We start from the raw sequence: 20,410 nt of genomic DNA on the forward strand, positions 1-20,410 counted from the left end.
CTCAGCCGAGGTCCTCAAGGAGCAGGTCCAGCGCCGCCTCCTCGTGCAGGGAGATGCCCGACGCCTCCATGGTGGGCGCCAGTTCCGGGTCCCACGCGGCCTCCACCGGTGGGCCGGTGAGGGGGAGGTGCGGGGTGCCGGACAGTCGGGTGCGGGTCGCCAGGTGCTCATAATCGGAGGCGCGCATGCGCCACGGGTCGGCCGCGTAGCGCTGGATGATGCGGTTGGCGAGTGCGATGCCGGGCCAGTCGAAGTCGCCGTGGTAGGCGAAGGTGCAGCCGGACGCCGCCAGGGCGTCGAGGAGGGTGAGGACGACCGTCGTCGCGCTGCCCGAGGTGCAGACCAGGGGTGCGGTGCGGGCGGTGTCGGCGGCGGCCTCGACCACGCGGGGGTTCTCGCAGACGTGGACCCGGGTGCCAGGCGGCAGCCGCAGGGGCAGGGTGCGTAGTTCGCGCAGGGTCAGGTGGGTTTCCCTGTGGTGGTCGGCGCGGTCGCGCAGGGCCGTCTCCTGCCAGGTGGTGCCGGTGGGGCGCAGGCCGTAGGTGAGGACCGTGCTGGAGACCTCGTCCGGGGTGACCGAGGCCGTGCGCCACAGGGCCCGGCGGGCGGGGGCGTCGGTGGGGAAGTCGGTGTCGTGCGCCAGGGCTATGCCGCGTAGGACCAGCCTGGACAGCAGGGCGCCGTCGTCCAGGCCGTGGGCGGAGCCGGTGGTGCGGGTGGCCAGTTCGCCGCGGCCCCAGGAGGCCGGGGTGGGATGCGTCTCGTCGTCCGGGAAGAGGGTGGCCAGGGTGCGGATGGCCTGGGTGACGACCGTGGTCGCGGTGTGCGGGTCCTGGCGGGTGAGGGTGCCGCCGCGGCGTAGGTCCTCCAGCCACCGCTCCGCCCAGGGGTGGGACGACAGGGAGGTGGACTCCAGCTCCGTCCGGGCCGTCGACCAGACGCGGGCCCGTTCGGACGCCGCCGCGTCGCGGAGCGCCCTGCGGTCCGTCAGGGGCGGGCCCAGTTCCTCCAGGGTCGCGGCCAGGCCCCGGCCGACCGCGCTGGCGCGCAGGCGGGCGTCCAGGTCGGGGAGGCCGATCGTGGCGGTGGGGCCGGTGACGGGTCTGGCCAGGAGGAGGGAGAGGGCCTCGCGTTCCGGTGCGTCCAGGTGCTGGAGTCTCATGGTCCCGGTGGGCTGGAGGCCGTTGCGTTCGAGGCGGGCGCGGGCCGCCGTCCAGAGGCGGGTGAGGCCCGGACGGGTGAGGAAGGCGAGGGGCTCGGCGTCCAGGGAGCCCTCGGCGGGTCCGGGGCGGCTCATACCGGCATCAGCCTGCGCTGCCGTCCGTTCCACGTGTAGTGGAGCGTCGCCACGCCCCGTACGTGCGGGTCGCGCAGGCACTCGTAGATGTGCAGGGACGGCACGTCGGGCCAGTTGCCGATCAGGCGTTCGCTGGTGAGGACGAAGTCGAGGTCCAGGTCGACCAGGATGCGGCCGAGGCGGGCGTGCGTGGGCTCGTCGACCTTGGCGAAGGCGTCGTCGAGGAGGATGAGGCGGGGGGTGTGCGGGGCGGCGTCGGCGAGGCCGGTGAAGTGCGCCGCCGCCGCGGCGAAGAGGACCAGGTAGGACAGGACCCGCTGTTCGCCCTGGCTCAGGCCGGTGCGGCCGGAGAGTTTGCGGCGGCTGCCCGGTGCCGCGTCGTCCACCACCCAGGGGGTGAAGGTGAACCAGTCCCGGTAGTCCAGGGCGGTGCGCAGGTGCGCCGCGTATCCGGCGGCCGGGTCGGCGCGGCGGGCGTCCTCGATACGGCGCTGGAGGACCTCGCGGAGCTGCTCGGACTGCTCGCGGGTGCGCAGGCCCGAAGGGCTGCGCAGGAGGTCGACGGCCGCCTTGACGTCCGCCTCCACGCCGTCGGCCAGTTTCCAGTCGAGGGTGACGCCCAGGCCGTGTGACGTGCGGACCGTGGCGAGGGTGGTGTTGAGGGCGGCGACCAGGGCTCCCGCGGCCAGGACCTGTGCGGACAGGTGGTCGCCCAGCTCCCCGGTCAGGAAGCGCTGGAAGACCTCGCGTTCGCGCTCCGTCAGACGGTCGCGCGCCTCGGCGGCCTCGGCCGCGATGCGCTCGCCGACCTCGGCGATGTCCCGCGGGCCCTGGTCGTCGACGAGCCGGCACAGCTTGATGCCGTCGTTCTCCTCGATGGTCGCGTCGTAGCCGCCGGAGAGCTGGTCGCGCAGTTCGGTGTGGCGGTTGAGGAGGGTGGTGTCGGAGATGTCGTGGCGTTCGGCGTCCAGGCCGCGGCGCACGGCGTCGGTCAGCAGGCCCAGTGCCGTGACGCGCTCCCGCACGCCCTGATGGACGGGGTCCGGGGACTTCAGGGCCGCTCCCCCGTCCGCGTCGGTGTCGAGGCCCGCTCCCTTCAGTACGCCCGGCAGCGCGAGGGCCGCGCGCAGTCTCCTGCCGCGGGCCAGCACCTCGGTCTCCTGCGCGGCGAGTGCCTCGTGCCGCTTCCGCTCGTCCTCCTCGGCCCGTACGCACAGGTCGTGCACGTCGCTCCGGTCCCTCCGCGCGGGCGGCAGTTGGCGTCCCACCGCGTCCAGGCGACGCTTCGCGTCGGCCTCCCGGGCGAGGATCTCCTGCTCCGTGGCGCCGAGGGCCTCCTCCAGGGCCCGGACGGTGCGGCGGGCGGCCTCCAGGCGGCCGAGGGGCTCGGCGTAGTCCGCCTCGGCCTCCCGGCGGGCCGAGGCGGCGCGCTCGTAGGCGGTGCGGCTGCCGCGGTGGTTCTCGGCCGTGGACAGGACCGCGCGGATCCGCCGCCGCAGTTGCCGCGTGCCCTGCCCGAGGCGGTCGAGGGCCAGGCGGACCGTTTCGAGTGCGACCGGGTCCGTCGGGAGGCCCTGGGCGTTCGCCGTCGCCTCGGTCTCGCGCCGGGCGACGACCGCGCGGGCACGCGCCCGGTGCGCCTCGCGGGCGGCCGTGGACGCCTGTGCGGCGAGGGATTCGGCGGCGCGTTCGGCCTCGGTGGTACGGGCCCACGCGTCCGTCAGTCCACGGGCCGAGGGCGGTCGGCGCAGGGTGTGGTCCACCTGGTCGCGGTGGTCGGTGAGGATACGCAGGGCGTGGCGGCGCTCCTCCAGCTCGCCCTCCACGTCGCTCAGCCTGCGGTCGATGTCCGCCAGGGCGCGGCGGCGGGTCTCCGCGCGCACCTCCGCGCCCACGTACTCGGCGGTCCGCTTGGCGTGGCGGCCTCGGGCGACGCCGAGCCGCCAGGAGCCGTCGGTGCCGATCGCGGTGTGCGGTCCGGTCTCCGCGTCGGCGGCCGTGTCGGTACCGGTGACGGGGACTCCGGCCTCGGCGAGGGCCACCGTCTCCAGCAGGCGTCGTACCTGCTCCGCCGTCACCCCGCTGTCCGGTGCGGCGACGGGCCGCAGCACCTGGGTGAGTGTCGGCCCGGGCGCGGGTGTTCCGGGGGCCAGGAGGGTGTCCCGCGTGGCCGGGTCGAGGACCGTGCCGTCGGCGCGTACCCAGGCGTCGAGCAGACCGCTCGCCTCCAGCGCGGCTTCCAGCCCCGCTCGCGCGTCCGGTTCCAGGTCGGGGGCGAAGTCCACCAGGCGGTACAGGGGTGCTCCGGTGCCGGGCGTGCGGGGCGCCGTGCGGTGGGAGGGGGGTGAGGGTTCGGGGTCGGTGCGGCGCTCCCATTCCTCGCGCCGGTGCCGCAGGTCGCCGCGCTCCGTCTCCCGTGCGCGGACGGTCAGGGCGAGGGCGTCGCGTTCCTCGGCCAGGTCCGCCAGCCAGGGGTCGACGGCGGACCTGGCGGTGTCGGCCACCTCGTCGGGGGCGTGGGCGGGCAGCGGGCCGCCGGCCGGGTCGTGGGCGAGGAGGGCGAGCACCTCGTCCAGGGGCAGCCCGGTGAGTTCGCGCAGGCGCCCGGTCCACGTCCCGGCCGCGCCCGCGTACGTCTCCGACGCGCGCACGGTTTCCTGCCGGCGCTCTCCGGTCCGGGTGCGCGCGTGCTCCACCTGTTCTTCCAGGCGCTCCCGGGTGGCGTCGGCCTCGTCCGCCTCCCGGTGGGCCGCGTCCGACCGTTCGATGAGGGCGTCCAGTTCGGTGACGAAGCGGACGCGGTTCCTGATCAGCGGCTGTGCGGCGTCGAGCCGGGTGTCCCAGGCGTGCAGCGCGGCCGTGCAGAGTTCGGTGTCGACCGCCAGCACTTCGCTGTGCCGGACCAGGTGGAAGTCGCCTCCCGGGGCTGTCAGTTCCGCCGTGGTGGCGGGTGCGACCGGTGCGACAGGGGTCGCCATGGGCTCCCCCAGGTGGGCGGGGTCCACTCCGGACCGCTCGGCCTCCCGTACCGACTCGGCGTGTACGGTGCTCAGTTCCACCAGCTCCTCACCGAGCCGCCCGGCCTCGCCGGTGAGACGCCTGCCTGCCTCCTCCTCGCCCAGGTGCGCCTGGCGGACGGCCTTGAAGGCGGTGTCGGCCGCGCTGTGCAGGGCGGTGACGGTGTCGCGTTTCTCTCCGAGTTCCCGCAGGCCGCGGTATCCGGCACTGGCGTGCAGCGCGGCCAGGTCCGTCCCGGCCGCGGCCGACTCGGCTTCGAGGGTCTCGATGCGGGCGTCGAGTTCCCGCTCGCGCGCGCGGAGTTCCGCCGCCTCGCGCACCGCGTCGGCGGCGGACCCGCGGTACTCCGTCAGCCGCTCCAGGTCACCGCTCACCTGGTCGGCGCGGCGACGCAGGGAGCCGTGCAGGTAGCCGCGGTAGCCGGTGAGGAAGGTGCTCAGTGCCTGGTCGGTGCGTTCGAGGCGTCCGAGGTAGGCCCGGACGGAGTCGAGGTCGTCCAGGCTGCGGGCCACCTTCTCCACGACCTCGTCGTCGAGGGCGGGCAGGGTCTCGGCGAGGACCTGGACCAGTCCGCCGGAGTCGATGCGGTCGCCGATGGTGGGACGGCGCAGCCGGTGCAGCAGGTGGAGCAGGTTGCGGTAGCGCGCCGGGTCGGTGAGGCCGAACAGGTCGCGGGCGACCCTGGCCCGGTGTTCGACGGCGCGGTCGGTGACGTTCTCCGGGCCGACCAGTGTCTTCAGCCGGTCGACGGGGAGGGGGTGGCCGGCGGGGGCGAGGTCGAGGTCCTCGCCGACGCGCAGGAGTGTGGTGAAGAAGAAGGGCTTCGCCGTCCTGGTCGACCGGGACGCCCGGATGGCGGCGCCGACGGTCAGGTGCTGGTCGTTCCCCTCCTCGTCCGTCCGCGCGAATTCCAGCCAGAGGTAGCCCAGCCGGTTGGTCTGGGTGAAGCCGTCGAGCATCAGCCAGGTCAGGGTGGTGCGCCCGGTTCCCGTGGCGTCCAGCGCGCGGGCGTCGCCGTCGAGGAGGTAGGGCAGCAGCATCTCCAGGGCCTTGGACTTGCCCGCGCCGTTCTTGCCGCGCAGCAGCATGCGGCCCTCGCCGAAGGTGAACTCCTGGTGGTCGTACTGCCAGACGTTCCGGATGCCCGCGCGGTGCAGTCGGTAGCGGTGCGGGGACGGCGGGCGGTTCATCGGGGCGGCTCCTCGGCAGGGTCGTCCGTCGACGACTGGGCGGTACGTGGTCCGACGGCCACCGTGGTGGCGTAGCGGGCGGCCGCGGCGAGCAGGATCCAGCCGCCGGCGGCGCGGTCCTGGCCGCGTGCGCCCGAGACGTCGGTGACGGAGCGGCCGTCGGCCGCCGTCTCTTCGTATCCCTCGGGCACACCGTGGCCGTCCGCGCGGACGGGTCCTGCGGGCGCCATCAGGCGCATCCGGACGAGGCGGTCGAGCACGGCGGCGAGGAATCCGTCCCGGTCCTCCAGGTGGCCGCGCTGCCAGGCGCCGCGCCTGCCGTACTCCTCGATCAGTTCGTCGAGCAGACCGGGCAGCAGCCCGTCCGGGACGGGTACGCCGATGACCAGCCGTCCGCCGACCGCCGGATGGCCGGGGTCCTCGGGGCGCAGCCGGTCGACCAGCCGTTCCACGAGGAGCAGCGCGGCCTGGGCGACCGTGCCGGTGCCCGGGAGGTGGAGGTCGGTGAGGTCGTCGTCCGTGTCGATCAGGGCGATGCCCTCGGCGCGGATCTCGGCTTCCAGACCGAGCAGTTCGGAGAAGGCCTGTGCCTCGCGCCGCTGCCGGGTGCGCAGCCACTCGCGCTCGGCGTCGGTGAGGTCGTCGAGGTGGACGACGGGGGTTTCGACGAGGCGCCGGCGGACGTACGTACGGGGTCCTCCGAAGCCGGGGTCGGCTGCCCGGCGGACGAGGTCCGCGCCGTCGCGGCTCTGGGCGAGCGGGCCGGCGACGACGGCTCGCGCGATGTCGCGGTCCACGGTGAGCAGCGCCTCCCCCGCCCGTTCCTCGGCGACGGCCGTCACCTGGCCCTCGGTCTCCACCAGGACGCCCCAGTCGACGAGTTGCCGCAGGGCTGCCGCGAGGGTGCGCCGCTCGGCCTGCCGACCGGTGTCGGTGATCTCGATTCCGGCGTCGACGGCCGCGGCGCGCAGGTCGGCGACGAGCTGGGAGAGCAGGAGCTGTTCCGGGGCGGTGACGAGGACGGACAGGGCGAGGGCCAGGTAGGCGTACGTCCGTGGGGTGAACGGCGTACCGGTCGACGGCCGTTCCAGACGGTGCCCCGACCCCGGGCCGAGGCCCGCCTTGAACAGCCGGGCGTAGGAGGCCTCGACCAGGAGGCGGTAGCCGAACACCTGCTGGAAGCGCTGGGCGAGCCAGTCGGCGTGGCGGCGGATCAGGGGGAACGTGTCGCTGTGCGGTCCGGTGCTGGTGACCAGGGGGTGGGCCAGCAGGAGCCGGGCGGCGGTGCGGCGCTCGGCCGCGAGGGCGACGTCGTGGGCGGAGGGCAGGGGCATCAGGCGCTCGCCTCCCTGACCTCGGGCATCGGTGCCTTCAGCGCGGACACCGACTCCTCCGCCGCGGACATCTCCCCCGCCGCTGGTGTGGAGGTGCTCTCGACGGCCACGGTGAGGTCGTCCGCGGTCAGGTCGCCGTCCACGGACCGCAGGACCGTGGACCGGCCGGGTGTGCGCCAGGCGGTCAGCCGGATGCCGAGGTCCGCGTCGTCCGCCCGTGCGCCGTCGAGCAGGAAATCGCCGCTTTCCCGGTGCAGCCGGGCGTTGCCGAGTGCGGTGGTGAGCAGCTCCAGCAGCAGTCGCATCGCGGGGGTGCCGAGCCGCACCTGGTCGAACTGGCCGGACGCGCTGCGCAGTTCGTCGGCCGCCGTCCGCCGGGCCTCGGCCTGCTGCCGGGCCTGCTCCATGAGGCGGCGCTTCTGCTCACTGTGGTCCTCGGCCGCCGCCGCGCGTCCGCGCGGTGATCTGCTGCCGCGCTCGCGCAGCGCCACTGGGACGTCCACCACGGGCCCGGTCCACCAGCTCACATAGGCCGGTACGGACCGGTCGGGGTCGGGCGCGACCCCCAGGTGCCGTGCGCCGTAGAGCCCGAAGGCGGCGACCGCCAGGTCGTGGGCCTCCTCCGGTTCCGCGGCGTCGAACCAGGCCGCGAGCCGCAGCAGGTCCTTGCGGCGGGACATCTCGCCGGAGGCCGAGCGCAGCATCCGCTTGGCGTTGGCCAGGAGCGACTGCAGGGCACGCAGGGTGGCGTCCCGCAGCTGGTCCACCTGGCTGGAGTGCGCTCCGGTGGTGGTGAACCACTCCCGCATGCCCTCCCAGTCCGCCAGGTCCCGTCCGCGGCTGCGCTGTACCCGTGTCTCGGGCAGTCCGTCGGCGGGTGCCGTGATGCCCGCCGTGTGCGCGTCGATGCGGGCGAGCAGCGCCGGCAGGTGCGGCCGGACGGCGTCCAGGTGGGCCGCGATGCGCGGGCCCCGGAAGGAGACGTCCTCGGTGATGGCCTCCACGTAGTCGAGCAGCAGTTCCTTGAAGCCCTGGTACTCGGCGGAGTCGAGGTCGTAGCGTGCCAGCACCTGGCCGAGGTAGGCGTAGAAGTCCCGGACGGACTCCGCGAAGCCGGTGAACTGCACGAAGAGCGTGCTGATCCGCTCCAGTGCCTGCTGCGGGTCCGCGCCGCCCGGCGCCGCGGCCATGGCGGCGAGCTCGCGCAGACCTCGGTCGACCAGCGCCAGCAGTTCGCTGCTCACCTCACGGGCCGCGTCCGCCCCGGCCAGCACCTCGTCCGCGTCGCGCTGTACGCGCTCCCCCAGCTTGGAGAGCTGGTAGCGGGAGCGGGAGCGCTGGTACTCGGAGATGCTCGTCGCCCTGACGGTGTGGGTGCTGCGCAGCAGATTGCCCCAGCGCACGAGCTCCTCGAGCCTGCGGGTGAGCGTCTCCGCGTCCAGCCCCGCCCCCGGGCCGCCGCGCTCGGCCAGCTTGGTGAGCAGGTCGGGCACGGACAGGTCCGCCAGCAGCGTGCCGCAGAACACGCGCATCACCGCGACGTACTCCAGGCGCTCGGGCGCGCTGAGGTACGCGTACGCGCTCAGCCGCTGCCAGGCCTCCGCGTCCGTTTCCTGCCCCTGCGGTGCGTTTCTCTCTTTCCCCTCCACACCGTCGAGACTACGGACCGCCACTGACAGCGCACAGCGGGGTGGGGAAGGACCGGCCGATCAGGCATCCCGTTCGATCACGTAGGAACATGATCGGTTGTTTTTGTATCGGGTCCGGTCGGGAATCACGGGTTGCCCAGGTACGTGGTCGCCTCGACCTCGTTCAAACGGATGAGGACGTCGTGGGCCTCGCCGAGGGCGATCCTGTATTCCATGGGATCGGGCCAGCCGGCGCCTATGTTCCAGGTGAGGCGTGGTCGCGCCAGCCAGGTGCGCACGACGTGCGGGGCGGTGCGCATGTCCAGCATGTAGTCGCGTGGGTGGGCCCGGTCCAGGGTGTGTTCGTTGGAGCCCGGCTTCGCGGCGTTCACGCGGTAGGTGCGGATCACGTCGTCGTCGGTGCCGAACGCCTTGAAGGCGCCGCTGTGGAAGCTGAAGCCGATGCTGACGTAGTCCCCGCCCAACGAGTCGCGCAGGAAGGCGCCTTGGGTCTTCGGGTAGCGCGGGTCGAAGGCGTCGTAGGAGACGTGGGTGTTGTGGGCGGACAGCAGGATCCGGTCGCCGGTGTGCCTGTGCCACCAGGCCACGTTCTCGGCCATCACCCGGTCGCGGTACTTCATCATCTCCGTGACCTGGGACTCGTCGGTGATGTCGTAGGAATAGCCCTTGGCCATCTGGTGGATGGCCCTCGCGTGCTGGACCGTCCAGATGTGTTCCCGCCGGCTCGGACCGGGGGCCGTGTGCTGGTCACGGAGCAGTTCGTACGCCTCCAGGGTGCGCTCAGCGCGCTTCTTGCGTTCCGTCAGGGGGAGTGCGAGGTACCGCTCCATGTAGGTGGCGGCGTCGGTGGTCGGTGCCAGGCCGTCGTAGAGGGCGGTGACGCGGGCCTTCAGGTGCGGGTGGGTACGGGTCACGTGGTCGGTCACCCGGTCGTACAGCTCCGGTCCGGCGTAGCCCATGTCGTTGCCCGCGAAGCGCACCGGGTCGGTGGGGTGGTGGCGGTTGTAGGCGCGCATCCACTCGATGAGGTCCAGGTAGTCCTGGTTGTTCCAGATGCGGTAGGAGCCCTGGAACTCCTCGCGTGCCGTGCGGGCGAGGTCGCCCTTGCCGTGCAGTACGTACTCGTTGACGCGGACGCCGCTGCTCCAGGGCAGTTCCAGGGAGAAGGTCCGGAAGCCCTTCCGTTCGACCAGGTAGCGCAGGACCCGGTGTTTCATCCGGAAGAAGTCCCGGGAGCCGTGGGTGGCCTCGCCCAGGCCCACCACCTCGGCGTCCTTCACCATGCGGCCCAGCACGTTCAAGTCCCGCAGGCTGCCTTCGGGGTCGGTGCTCCTCAGTGTGTGGGCGCTGCGCCCGATCGCGTCGACCACGCTCGTCACGGTCGGGACGGAGGAGTGCTTCGGCGTGTCGGCGGTGGCCGGGGTGGCAACCGCTACGGGACCCAGGGAGAGGAGGAACGCCGAGGAGAGTACTGCTGTCTTGCGTGCTGTCATGACAGTAGGTTTTCGTGCGCGCGGAGGCGTGTGCCAACCCATGGGCTGCCCGCTTCCGGGTACCGCAGGCACTACTTGGCGAGGGGGGCCGCCCCCTCGGAAGAAGGGGGGCGGCCGGACAGCGGGCGGGGAGACGGGGAACGTCAGTCGCGCCAGGTGTCGTTGAGGGTGGTCCGGGTCGAAGTGACGGTCGCGGTGCGGTTGGCGCCGCTCTCCCAGGTCACGTTCCCCGACTCGTCCTTGCGGATGTACTTGTACTCGAAGGACGTGCCTTCGGGGAGTTCCACGTCCAGCTTCCACACCGGGTAGGCGGCCGGGTCGAGCTTGAGGGCGCTGCCCGGGTTCCAGGCGCCGAGTTCCGGACGGTTGCCGGTCACGTAGATGCTCTGGCCCCAGCTGGTGGTGGCGTCGACGGAGAAGGACACGCCGGAGGTCACCGGGTCGGGGTCGGGGGTGGTGCCCCCGTCGCAGTTCCGGGCGCCCGCGTGCAGGGCCACGGCCGTGTTGGCGCCGAGGGTGGCGGTGAACCGGCCGGATCCGTCGACGGTGACGCCCTTGCCGGACTGGACGTCGCAGTAGTCGCCGGCGGGCAGCGAGGTCTGGAACGTACGGGTCAGCGAGGAGCCCTCGTGGTTGATGGCGACGTACGCCTTGGAGCCGCGTCCGAAGGCGATCTGGTCGCCGCCGTTGTCCCACCAGTCGGTCACGGCCTGGCCTCGGGCGGCGTTGCGGAAGCCGACCATGGAGGAGATCTCGCGCCAGGCGTGCTGGCACTTCCAGCCGTCGCTGTGACAGGCGTTCACCTGGCCGCCGTTCGGCGGTCCCGCGTCGTGGTCGGTGAACTCGTAGCCGGAGTGGACGTCGGGGCTGCCGTAGGGCCAGGCCAGCATGAAGACGTGGGCCAGGGTGTAGTCGGCGCCGTTCTTGTAGTTGAGGGTGTCGCCGTTGCGCTCGGTGTCGTGGTTGGCGACGAAGACGCCGGACTTGTCCGAGGCCATGTAGCCCCAGCTCTCGCCGAAGTTCTTCAGGTACGCGAGGTTCTCGCCGGTGAAGATCCGCTTGAGGTCGCGTGCGTAGCGGAACTCCTGGACGTCGCCGCTGCCGAGGTACTCGGACGGGGAGACGGCCTCGCCCGCGCCGTGGATGGCCTCGTGCTTCCAGTACACGTTCGGGTCGCTGAGCCGGGACTTGATGTTCGCCAGGTCGGCAGCGGCCATGTGCTTGGCCGCGTCGATCCGGAAGCCGTCGACGCCCAGGGACAGCAGGTCGTTGAGGTAACCGGCGATCTTCCCCCGTACGTAGTCCTCGCCGGTGTCCAGGTCGGCGAGGCCGACCAGCTCGCACTCCTGGACGTTGAAGCGGTCGCCGTAGTTGTTGCCGATCTGCGAGGTGCAGTTGTCGAAGTCCGGCGCGGAGTAGATGCCCGGATAGTCGTACTTGGTGTACGACGAGCCGCCGGTCCCGGTGCCGTTGCCGGCCGACATGTGGTTGATGACCGAGTCCGCGATGACCTTCACGCCCGCCGCGTGACACGTGTCGACCATGCTCTTGAACTGTGCGCGGTCACCGAGACGGCCCGCGATCCTGTAGCTCACCGGCTGGTAGGAGGTCCACCACTGGCCGCCCTGGATGTGCTCCTGCGGCGGGGAGACCTGGACGAAGCCGTAGCCGGCCGGGCCGAGGGTGTCGGTGCACGCCTTGGCCACCGAGTCGAACTTCCACTCGAACATCACCGCGGTGACGTCCTTGTCGCCGGGCGGAGCCGCCTGCGCCGGTGCCGCGGCGGCGAGGAGGCTGCCGGCCACGCCGGCGGTGAGGGCGAGCGCCGCGGCGGTGGTTCTGCGTGCTCTGCTGGTACTCCGGTGCATGGAGTCTCCCGTGTGAGGATGCGGGTGTCCCGGGTGCCGGCCGACGGATGACTGGGGAGTCGGCCCACCATTGCAATGCCTTGCAGAAAAACGACTGCAAGATGTTGCGGTCGTGACCGTAAGGGCAACGTTCAACTACGGTCAACCCCTTCGACGTCCCGCCCGTCCGCGGTCCATGACGCGACGCCAGCCGACCCGCGAGGCGAGCACATTCAGGGGCGGCGCGGCGGAAAGTTGAAGCGAGACCCCTTTACGGCGCTGTTCCGCGCCGGTAACTTGCCGCTGCTGTAAGCGATTTCTGCAATTTTCCGTTCGGACTTTCACCGTCCGGGCACCCGGACCCGCCTGTATCCCCTCTCCTCCCCTCCCCACGCCTCCTCCGGAGACACACATGAGACGCATCCGCACGCGGCTGCCCGGACGACCACTGGCGACAGCCGTGGCCGTCGGCGCCGTCCTGGGGCTGGTTTCCGTCCCCACGGCCGCCCCCTCCCCCGCCACCGCCCCCGTCGCCGCCACGGCCGACAACACCGCGACCGTCTTCTACTACACGAAGACGAAGAACTGGGACCGGTACAACCTGCACTACGCGCCCGACGGCGGTTCCTGGACCGCGGTCCCCGGTGTGGCGATGGAGACCGCCTGCACCGACTGGGTGAAGAAGACGGTCACCCTGGGTACCGCGGCGGGCCTGCAGGCCACCTTCAACAACGGCTCGGGCACCTGGGACAACAACTCCGGCAAGAACTACGCCCTCGGCACGGGGAACATCACGGTCAAGGACGGCGTGATCGCCCACTCCGACCCCTGCGCCGGCGGCGAGGACCCGGACCCGGCGCCGGGGGACGGCAACCAGGCCACCGTCTACTACTCCACCCGGACCCTCGGCTGGACCACCGCCAACATCCACTACCAGCCGGCGGGCGGTTCGTGGACCACCGTGCCGGGGGTCGGCATGCAGGCCGCGTGCGCGGGCTGGTGGAAGAAGGACGTCGACCTCGGCACAGCCACCTCGATGAAGGCCGCGTTCAACAACGGCAACGGCGTGTGGGACAACAACAAGGGCGCCGACTACACCCTGCCCACCGGTGTCACCACCGTCTCCGGCAACACGGTCACCGAGGACGCCGACGACCCGTGCGCCGACGAGGTGCCCGACACGCAGGCGCCGATCGCCCCGGCCGGGGTGACCGCCCGGGCGGACGGCGTGTCCGTCGTGCTGACCTGGGAGCCGTCCACCGACGACACCGGCGTCACCACGTACCAGGTCACCCGCACCGGCGGAACCAAGGGCGATGTCGTGACCGACGTCGGCTCGACCGTCTTCTCCGACACGAACCTGGAGGAGAAGACCGCCTACACCTACACCGTCCGGGCCGTGGACGCCGCCGGCAACGTCTCCGCGGCCTCGGCCGCCGCGACGGCGACCACCGGCACGAAGCCGCCGACGCCCGCCGCCGGCAAGCCGCTCGCCACCGACCCGCGCAAGGACCCGATCTACTTCGTCCTGACCGCCCGCTTCAACGACGGCGACGGCTCCAACAACCGCGGCGGCAGCCAGCACGAGAAGTCCGGCAACGCGGCGAACGACGACCCCATGTTCCGGGGCGACTTCAAGGGCCTGGTCGACAAGCTCGACTACATCAAGGGCCTCGGCTTCTCGGCCGTGTGGATCACCCCGGTGGTCCTCAACCGCTCGGACTACGACTACCACGGTTACCACGGCTGGGACTTCTACAAGGTGGACCCGCGCCTGGAGTCCGCCGGCGCCTCCTACCAGGACCTCATCGACGCGGCCCACGCCAAGGGCATGAAGATCTACCAGGACGTCGTCTACAACCACTCCTCCCGCTGGGGCGCCAAGGGCCTGTTCACCCCGACCGTCTACGGTGTGCGCGACTCCCAGTGGAGCTGGTACTACGACGAGGAGCAGGCCGGGTTCGAGTACGACGGCCTGACCGTCGACCCCAAGAGCGGCAAGTCCTACTACAACGGCGACCTGTGGTCCACCGCCGAGCCGTCCGGCAACACCTGCGTCAACTGGGGCACGCCCACCGGCGCCAAGAGCCCCGAGGGCTACACCCTCTACAACTGCCAGTGGCCCAGCCCGACGTCCGGCATGTTCCCCAAGGCGCTCTACCACAACTGCTGGATCGGCAACTGGGAGGGCGAGGACTCCCGTTCCTGCTGGCTGCACGAGGACCTCGCCGACTTCAACACCGAGAACGCGCAGGTGCAGAACCATCTGATCGGCGCCTACAACAAGTACATCGACATGGGCGTCGACGGCTTCCGCGTCGACACGGCCGTGCACATCCCGCGCACCACCTGGAACCGCCGTTTCCTGCCCGCGATCCAGGAGCGCGTCACCCAGCAGCACGGCGCCGAGGCCGCGAAGAACTTCTTCGTCTTCGGTGAGGTCGCCGCCTTCGTCAACGACAAGTGGAACCGGGGCTCGGTCAACCACTCCGCGCAGTTCTACACGTGGAAGGAGCGCAAGGAGTACAGCGCCGACGACGAGAAGGCGGCGCTGGAGATGTACGAGTACGAGCAGCAGCAGGGGACGGGGAACCAGCCCACGTCCGCCAACGCCTTCCTCGACGGCAACACGTACCGCACCCCGGACCACAGCCGCTTCTCCGGCATGAACGTCATCGACATGCGCATGCACATGAACTTCGGTGACGCGAGCAACGCCTTCCACAACGGCAAGGACTCCGACGACAGTTACAACGACGCCACGTACAACGTCGTCTACGTCGACAGCCACGACTACGGGCCCAACAAGAGCAGCGAACGCTACACGGGCGGCACCGACGCCTGGGCCGAGAACATGTCGCTGATGTGGACGTTCCGCGGCATCCCCACCCTCTACTACGGCTCGGAGATCGAGTTCCAGAAGGGCAAGAAGATCGACTGCGGCCCGAGCTGCCCGCTGGCCACGACCGGCCGGGCGTACTACGGCGACCATGTCGCCGGCGAGGTGAGGGCCTCCGACTTCTCCGAGGTCGACTCGGCCACCGGCGCCGTCGTCACGACGCTGGAACAGCCGCTCGTCAAGCACGTACAGCGGCTGAACCAGATCCGCCGGGCGGTCCCCGCACTGCAGATGGGCCAGTACTCCACGGACGGCATCAGCGGCGACATGGCCTTCAAGCGGCGCTACACCAGCGGCGGCACGGACAGTTTCGCCCTCGTGACCGTCTCGGGCGGCGCCACCTTCACCGGCGTGCCGAACGGCACGTACACCGACGCGGTCACCGGCGACACCCGCACCGTCACCAACGGCAGCCTCACCGTGGCCGCACCGGGGAAGGGCAACCTGCGGGTGTACGTGCTGAACGGCGGCGGGAAGATCGGGGCCGACGGTCCCTATCTCAAGTAGGAGCGGGGCAGGGGGTGTTCACAGTGCCTACACTCACGATCATGACCACTGAGACCCCCCTCTCCGGGGCGCCGGCGGGCGACGCCGCCGACCCGGGACTCTTCGCGACCATGTCCACCATGAGGGCCATGCGGCGCCTGCGGCCCGACCCGGTGCCCGACGACCTTCTGAACCGGCTGATACAGGCGGCCGTCTGGGCCCCCAGCGGCGGCAACATGCAGCGCTTCGAGTACGTCGTCGTCACCGACCCCGCGGTCATGGCCGAGCTCGCTCCGCTGTGGAAGCGGTGTGTGGACGCGTACCTGGCCACGACCGGCAAGTACGCCCCCGCCGGCATGGACGAGGCGGCGTACGCGCGCATGGTCGCCGCCATCGAGTACCAGCGCGACCACTTCGCCGAGACCCCGGCGCTGATCGTCCCCTGCTATCAGTTCCCGGAACCGAGGATCGAGGAGGAGGGACTGCGCCTGTACGCCGAGGCGCTCGGCGCGGAGGCGACGGAGCGCATGGGGCGGATCCAGGAGCGCTTCTCCGCCCTCGCGGAGGGTTCCTGCGTCTACCCGGGCGTGCAGAACCTGCTGCTCGCCGCTCGGGCCCTGGGGCTGGCCGCCAACATCACCCTCTGGCACCTGTTCCTGGAGGACGAGTGGAAGGCGGCGCTGGGCATCCCCGACGCCATGAGCACCTTCGCCGCCGTCCCGGTGGGGTGGCCGCGCGGCAGGTTCGGTCCGGTGAGCCGCCGCCCGGTCGAGGAGGTCGTGCACCGCGACCGCTGGTAGACGGCGCCTGCCGCCGGGGTGGGCGGCAGGCGTGCGGGGCGTCTCGGGCGGGACCGGATCCGGCCGGCCCGCCCGAGGACCCGCCGCTCATGGCCCGCAAGGGGTTACTTGGTGAGGTGGCGCTCCAGGTCGGCGAGGACCTCGTCGGCGGCGGTCACGCCGAGGCCGAGGTACCAGGTCTCGTCCGGCACGTCGTAGGCGTGGCCGGCCTTCACCGCGTTCAGGTTCTTCCACAGCGGGTTGCCCTGGGCCTTGGACTTGTCGGTGGCCTTCGGGTCGCCGTAGACGCCGGTGAAGATGTAGTCGGCGTCGGCCTGGTCGATGTTCTCGGCGCTGACCTCCGCGGCGAGGTCGTCGATGTCCTGGTTCTTCGGGCGCGGGATGCCCGCGTCCTTGAGGATCGTGCCGATGAACGAGGCGTTGGCGTAGAGGCGGATGACGCCGTCCGGCAGGTAGCGCACCATCGAGACGGTGGGCTTGTCGGCACCGAGCTTCTTCCCCAGCGCCTCCGCCTTCTCGTCGTACTCGGCGAGTTCGGCCTCGGCCTCGGCGGTCTTGTCCAGCGCCGCGGCGTTGAGGAGGTAGTTCTCCTTCCACGTGAAGCCCGGGCGGATGGAGAAGACCGTCGGCGCGATCTGCGACAGCTCGTCGTACTTGTCGGCGGCACGCAGCTGGCTGCCGAGGATCAGGTCGGGCTTGAGCGCGGCGATGGCCTCGAGGTTGAGGTTGTTGATGGTGCCGACGTTCTTCGGGTTGCCGGCGTCCTTCTTCAGATAGGACGGCAGTTCGGGAGAGCCCTCGGTGGGGGCGAGGCCGACCGGCTCGATGCCGAGCGACACGACGTTGTCGAGCTCGCCGACGTCGAGGACGACCACGCGCTCGGGCCGGGCCTTCAACTCGGTCTCGCCCATGGCGTGCTTGACGGTGCGGGGCCACTCACCGGGCTTGGCGTCCGTGCCCATCGCGGCCGTCTCCTTCGCCGCGTCCGAGAAGTCCTCGCCGCCCTGCGCGACCGCCTTCTTGTCCTTCGTCCCGGCGCCCGGGGAGGCGCTCCCGCCCTCGTCGGCGGAGCCGCCGCACGCCGTCAGGGAGAGCGCGGCGGCGAGGACGAGGGAGACGGCGGCGGTGCGCGTTCTGGCAGACATCGATAACTCCAGACCTGGGTGCTGCTTAGGCAAGCCTGACCTTATGCGATATCCGTGCTCCGACCATGACCGGACTGTGTGGTTCCGGTCACTTCGGCGGTGCTTTCCGGCCATCGGGCGCCCGCGGACCACGGCGGACCGGGCACGACCAGCGGGTCACCGGTCACCGGGTCGGGTACGACGACCGAGGCGAGGCCGAAGACCCGTTCGACCAGATCCGCGGTGACGACATCGGCGGGTGGGCCCTGCGCCACGATCCGTCCCGACCGCATGGCGATCAGGTGATCGGCGTAGCGGGCCGCCTGGTTGAGGTCGTGGAGCACCGCCACCACCGTGCGGCCCCGCTCCCGGTTGAGCTGTCGCACCAGGTCGAGGACCTCCACCTGGTGGGCGATGTCCAGATACGTCGTCGGTTCGTCCAGCAGCAGGACGTCGGTGTCCTGGGCGAGGGCCATGGCGATCCACACCCGCTGGCGCTGGCCGCCCGAGAGCTCGTCCACGGGACGGCCTGCGAGATCGGCGGTGCCGGTGCGCTCCATCGCCTCGGCGACGGCCGTCTCGTCCGCCTCCGACCACTGCTGCCACCACTTCTGGTGGGGCTGGCGCCCGCGCGAGACCAGGTCCGCGACCGTGATGCCCTCCGGCGGCACGGGGGTCTGCGGCAGCAGTCCGACCGCCTGCGCGATCCGCCGGGACGGGATGCGGGACAGCTCGGTGCCGTCCAGCAGCACGGCGCCGCCGCGCGGCTTCAGCAGCCGGCCCAGCGCCCGCAGCAGGGTGGACTTGCCGCAGGCGTTGGGACCGACGATGACGGTCACCTTGCCGTCGGGGACCTCCAGGTCCAGGTCCTCGACGACCGTGCGGTCCTCGTAGGCGAGTGTGAGCCCCTGGGCGGTGAGGCGGTTGCCGGTCACGCGGTTCCTCCGGAACGGCTGCTACGGGTGCTGACGATCAGCCACATCAGATAGGGGGCGCCCACCAGGGCGGTGAACACGCCGACCGGCAGCTCCAGCGGGGACAGGAGCCTGCGGGCCGACAGGTCGGCGACGACCACGATCAGCGCGCCGGTCAGCGCCGAGCACACCAGCGGGATGTGTGTCGTACGGGTGAGCCGTCGCGCGATCTGGGGGGCGAGCAGCGCCACGAAGTCGACCGGGCCTGCGGCGCCGGTGGCCACCGACGCCAGCACGACGCCCAGGGCGGTCAGTCCGAGCCGGGTGCGGCCGAGCCGGGTGCCGAGGGCGGTCGCCGTGTCGTCGTCGAACGCCGCGGTGCGCTGCGCTCGGGCCGCCCACAGCAGGAACGGCACGAGCAGCACGAGCACGGTGGCGAGGGGCGCGGCCTGGTCGTAGCCGCGACCGTTGAGCGAACCGGTCAGCCACACCTTGGCCTGCTGGGCGACGAGGTAGTCGCCCTTCGTCACGAACAGCCGGGTCAGCGAACCGAGGGCGACGGAGATGCCGATGCCGATGAGTACGAACCGGGAGGCGTGCAGCCCGCCGCGCCACGCCAGCACGTAGACCAGCAGCGCGGCGGCCAGTCCGCCGACGACGGACACGTACGGCAGGACGGCGTACGAGGTGACGCCGAACGTCATCGCCGCGACCGTCGCCGCGCCGGCGCCGTGGGTCACCCCGATGACGTCGGGGCTGGCGAGCGGGTTGCGGGCCACCGTCTGGACGAGCGCGCCGGACACTCCGAACGCGGCGCCGACCAGGAGGCCGGTCACCAGCCGCGGCAGCCGGAGTGTGCCGACGACGAGTTCGTCCGGACTCGGGCGGCCCAGCAGGACGTTGACGACCTCCGAGGGCGGGACGAACGACTCCCCGACGCACAGGGAGGCGACCACCGCCGCCGACAGCAGCACCGCGAGCACGGCGGCCACCAGCGCGGCCCTGCGGTGCAGCAGGAGACTGCCGCGCCCTGCCCGGAGCACCGCGTATCCGTCGGGGCGTGCGGACCGTGCGGGGCGCGGCCCGTCCGCGCCGAGGGCCAGGGCGGCCTCGCGCAGCGGTTCCGTACCGGGTCCCGAGGACGTTCCACGGAGGCCGGTCATGCCGCGACCACCGCCTTCCTGCGCACCAGGGCGATGAGGAACGGCACTCCGGCCAGCGCCGTCATGACGGCCACGGGCACCTCCGCGGGCGGGACGACGACACGGCCGAGGACGTCCGCGAGGAGCAGCATCACCGGGCCGAGCAGCGCGGCCATCGGCAGCAGCCAGCGGTGGGCCGGGCCGACGAGCGCCCGGGCGATGTGCGGTACCGCGAGCCCCGTGAAGGCGATGGGCCCGGCGGCGGCGACCGCGACGCCGGTCAGGACGGTGGCGCCCAGCGCGCCGGTCACCCGCAGCAGCGCCACGTTGCGGCCCAGGCCCCGGGCGACGTCCTCGCCGAGGGCGAGCGCGTCCAGGCCGCGGGCCATGGCCAGGACCAGCAGGAGTCCCACGAGGAGGAAGGGCCAGACCTGGCCGGCGATCGTGGCGTCCCGGCCGCTGAGCGAACCGACGTCCCAGAACCGGAACTCGTCCAGCGCCCGCGCGTTGGTGGTGAGGATCCCCGAGACCACCGAGGCGAGGAACGCGTTCATGGCGGCGCCCGCCAGGGCCAGCTTCACCGGGGACGCGCCGCCGCGACCGCTGCTGGCGACGGCGTAGATGGCGACGGCCGCGATCCCCGCCCCGGCGAACGCGTACCAGACGTATCCGGTGAGTGTGTGCACGCCGAGGAAGGCGATCGCGCAGACGACGCCCAGTGAGGCGCCCTGGCTGATGCCGAGGATGCCGGGCTCGGCGATCGGGTTGCGCGTGATGCCCTGCAGAACCGTTCCGGCAACAGCGAGCGCGGCGCCCACCATGACACCGATGACGGTCCTCGGCACCCGCAGCGCCCGGACGACCTGTGCGTCGGCGCTCGTACCGCCGTGCAGCAGGGCGTCCCAGACCGCGCCCGGGGCGATCGGCCGGCTGCCGACGGCGAGGCTCAGCAGCACGGCCGAGAGCAACAGGAGAAGGGCGACGGCCAACCAGCCGACGCGCCTGCGTATGACGCCTGACATGCACCCTTCCCCAGCACTCGGTAAAGCCCGCCCCAGCGTACGCGCCGCCGCGACGGCACGGACGGGGTGCCCCGGGGCCGGTGTCGGAGATCCCGCCCGGCCGGTGTTCTCGGGTCGGGCGTCGGGGCGCGCCCGCAGGATCGGTCACGGTGAGCGTGCGGCAGGAGGGCCGGGGTGGACGAAACCCGGACGGCC

Annotated in this window: 12 protein-coding genes; 2 read left to right on the plus strand and 10 right to left on the minus strand. The window is 72.0% G+C overall.

Translation table 11 applies throughout. From position 1 onward, the window contains the following. Position 1: 1 nt before the first annotated feature. From ACZ62B_RS00805 to ACZ62B_RS00830, 6 genes are all read right to left on the minus strand, one after another. A complete protein-coding gene (locus tag ACZ62B_RS00805) occupies positions 2 to 1,297 on the minus strand; it encodes a TIGR02679 family protein (protein ID WP_469689063.1) in 1,296 nt (431 codons plus the stop codon). Next, positions 1,294 to 5,505 carry a TIGR02680 family protein gene (locus ACZ62B_RS00810; protein WP_344559952.1) on the minus strand — a complete coding sequence of 1,404 codons (4,212 nt, stop codon included), beginning with the start codon at positions 5,503 to 5,505 and terminating at the stop codon, positions 1,294 to 1,296. Before ACZ62B_RS00810 ends, ACZ62B_RS00805 begins: the two co-directional genes overlap by 4 nt. Further along, positions 5,502 to 6,839 (minus strand): TIGR02678 family protein, encoded by a 1,338-nt coding sequence (locus tag ACZ62B_RS00815; RefSeq protein ID WP_344559953.1) that lies wholly within the window; start codon positions 6,837 to 6,839, stop codon positions 5,502 to 5,504. The genes ACZ62B_RS00810 and ACZ62B_RS00815 overlap by 4 nt, the downstream gene beginning before the upstream one ends. Beyond that, the gene (locus ACZ62B_RS00820; protein WP_469689064.1) at positions 6,839 to 8,488 is read right to left on the minus strand and encodes a TIGR02677 family protein; all 1,650 of its coding nucleotides are present in this window, start codon (positions 8,486 to 8,488) and stop codon (positions 6,839 to 6,841) included. The genes ACZ62B_RS00815 and ACZ62B_RS00820 overlap by 1 nt, the downstream gene beginning before the upstream one ends. A 125-nt stretch (positions 8,489 to 8,613) precedes the next feature. Beyond that, complete coding sequence (locus ACZ62B_RS00825; protein WP_469689065.1) at positions 8,614 to 9,981, minus strand: erythromycin esterase family protein; 1,368 nt, start codon at positions 9,979 to 9,981, stop codon at positions 8,614 to 8,616. A gap of 143 nt (positions 9,982 to 10,124) precedes the next feature. Further along, positions 10,125 to 11,849, minus strand: coding sequence for a carbohydrate-binding module family 20 domain-containing protein (locus ACZ62B_RS00830; protein ID WP_469689066.1), 1,725 nt, complete (start codon positions 11,847 to 11,849; stop codon positions 10,125 to 10,127). A 391-nt stretch (positions 11,850 to 12,240) separates the two neighbouring features. Between ACZ62B_RS00830 and ACZ62B_RS00835 the strand changes: the two genes are divergently transcribed. Then, a complete protein-coding gene (locus ACZ62B_RS00835; protein WP_469689067.1) occupies positions 12,241 to 15,234 on the plus strand; it encodes a carbohydrate binding domain-containing protein in 2,994 nt (997 codons plus the stop codon). A 41-nt stretch (positions 15,235 to 15,275) separates the two neighbouring features. Beyond that, the gene (locus ACZ62B_RS00840; protein ID WP_468726082.1) at positions 15,276 to 16,013 is read left to right on the plus strand and encodes a nitroreductase family protein; all 738 of its coding nucleotides are present in this window, start codon (positions 15,276 to 15,278) and stop codon (positions 16,011 to 16,013) included. 104 nt (positions 16,014 to 16,117) lie between these two features. Here the strand turns inward: ACZ62B_RS00840 and ACZ62B_RS00845 are convergent, their stop codons facing one another. The 4 genes from ACZ62B_RS00845 to ACZ62B_RS00860 are packed head-to-tail and all read right to left on the minus strand — an operon-like array spanning position 16,118 to position 20,215. Beyond that, positions 16,118 to 17,158: an ABC transporter substrate-binding protein gene (locus ACZ62B_RS00845; protein WP_469689068.1), complete on the minus strand. Its 1,041-nt coding sequence runs from the start codon at positions 17,156 to 17,158 to the stop codon at positions 16,118 to 16,120. Between the two features lie 41 nt (positions 17,159 to 17,199). Then, positions 17,200 to 18,072, minus strand: coding sequence for an ABC transporter ATP-binding protein (locus ACZ62B_RS00850; RefSeq protein ID WP_344559960.1), 873 nt, complete (start codon positions 18,070 to 18,072; stop codon positions 17,200 to 17,202). Continuing rightward, complete coding sequence (locus tag ACZ62B_RS00855; RefSeq protein WP_469689069.1) at positions 18,069 to 19,214, minus strand: FecCD family ABC transporter permease; 1,146 nt, start codon at positions 19,212 to 19,214, stop codon at positions 18,069 to 18,071. The genes ACZ62B_RS00850 and ACZ62B_RS00855 overlap by 4 nt, the downstream gene beginning before the upstream one ends. Beyond that, positions 19,211 to 20,215, minus strand: a complete 1,005-nt coding sequence (locus tag ACZ62B_RS00860; RefSeq protein ID WP_469689070.1) for a FecCD family ABC transporter permease — start codon at positions 20,213 to 20,215, stop codon at positions 19,211 to 19,213. The genes ACZ62B_RS00855 and ACZ62B_RS00860 overlap by 4 nt, the downstream gene beginning before the upstream one ends. Between the last annotated feature and the right edge of the window lie 195 nt (positions 20,216 to 20,410).

The sequence above is a fragment of the Streptomyces sp. NPDC053426 genome, assembly GCF_055585405.1.

Bases quoted from the DNA above. Each gene is read 5' to 3' on its own strand.
- ACZ62B_RS00855 (WP_469689069.1), bottom strand. From the start codon at position 19,214: ATGACCGGCCTCCGTGGAACGTCCTCGGGACCCGGTACGGAACCGCTG.
- ACZ62B_RS00805 (WP_469689063.1), bottom strand. From the start codon at position 1,297: ATGAGCCGCCCCGGACCCGCCGAGGGCTCCCTGGACGCCGAGCCCCTC.
- ACZ62B_RS00860 (WP_469689070.1), bottom strand. From the start codon at position 20,215: ATGTCAGGCGTCATACGCAGGCGCGTCGGCTGGTTGGCCGTCGCCCTT.
- ACZ62B_RS00825 (WP_469689065.1), bottom strand. From the start codon at position 9,981: ATGACAGCACGCAAGACAGCAGTACTCTCCTCGGCGTTCCTCCTCTCC.
- ACZ62B_RS00830 (WP_469689066.1), bottom strand. From the start codon at position 11,849: ATGCACCGGAGTACCAGCAGAGCACGCAGAACCACCGCCGCGGCGCTC.
- ACZ62B_RS00810 (WP_344559952.1), bottom strand. From the start codon at position 5,505: ATGAACCGCCCGCCGTCCCCGCACCGCTACCGACTGCACCGCGCGGGC.
- ACZ62B_RS00815 (WP_344559953.1), bottom strand. From the start codon at position 6,839: ATGCCCCTGCCCTCCGCCCACGACGTCGCCCTCGCGGCCGAGCGCCGC.
- ACZ62B_RS00835 (WP_469689067.1), top strand. From the start codon at position 12,241: ATGAGACGCATCCGCACGCGGCTGCCCGGACGACCACTGGCGACAGCC.
- ACZ62B_RS00845 (WP_469689068.1), bottom strand. From the start codon at position 17,158: ATGTCTGCCAGAACGCGCACCGCCGCCGTCTCCCTCGTCCTCGCCGCC.
- ACZ62B_RS00840 (WP_468726082.1), top strand. From the start codon at position 15,276: ATGACCACTGAGACCCCCCTCTCCGGGGCGCCGGCGGGCGACGCCGCC.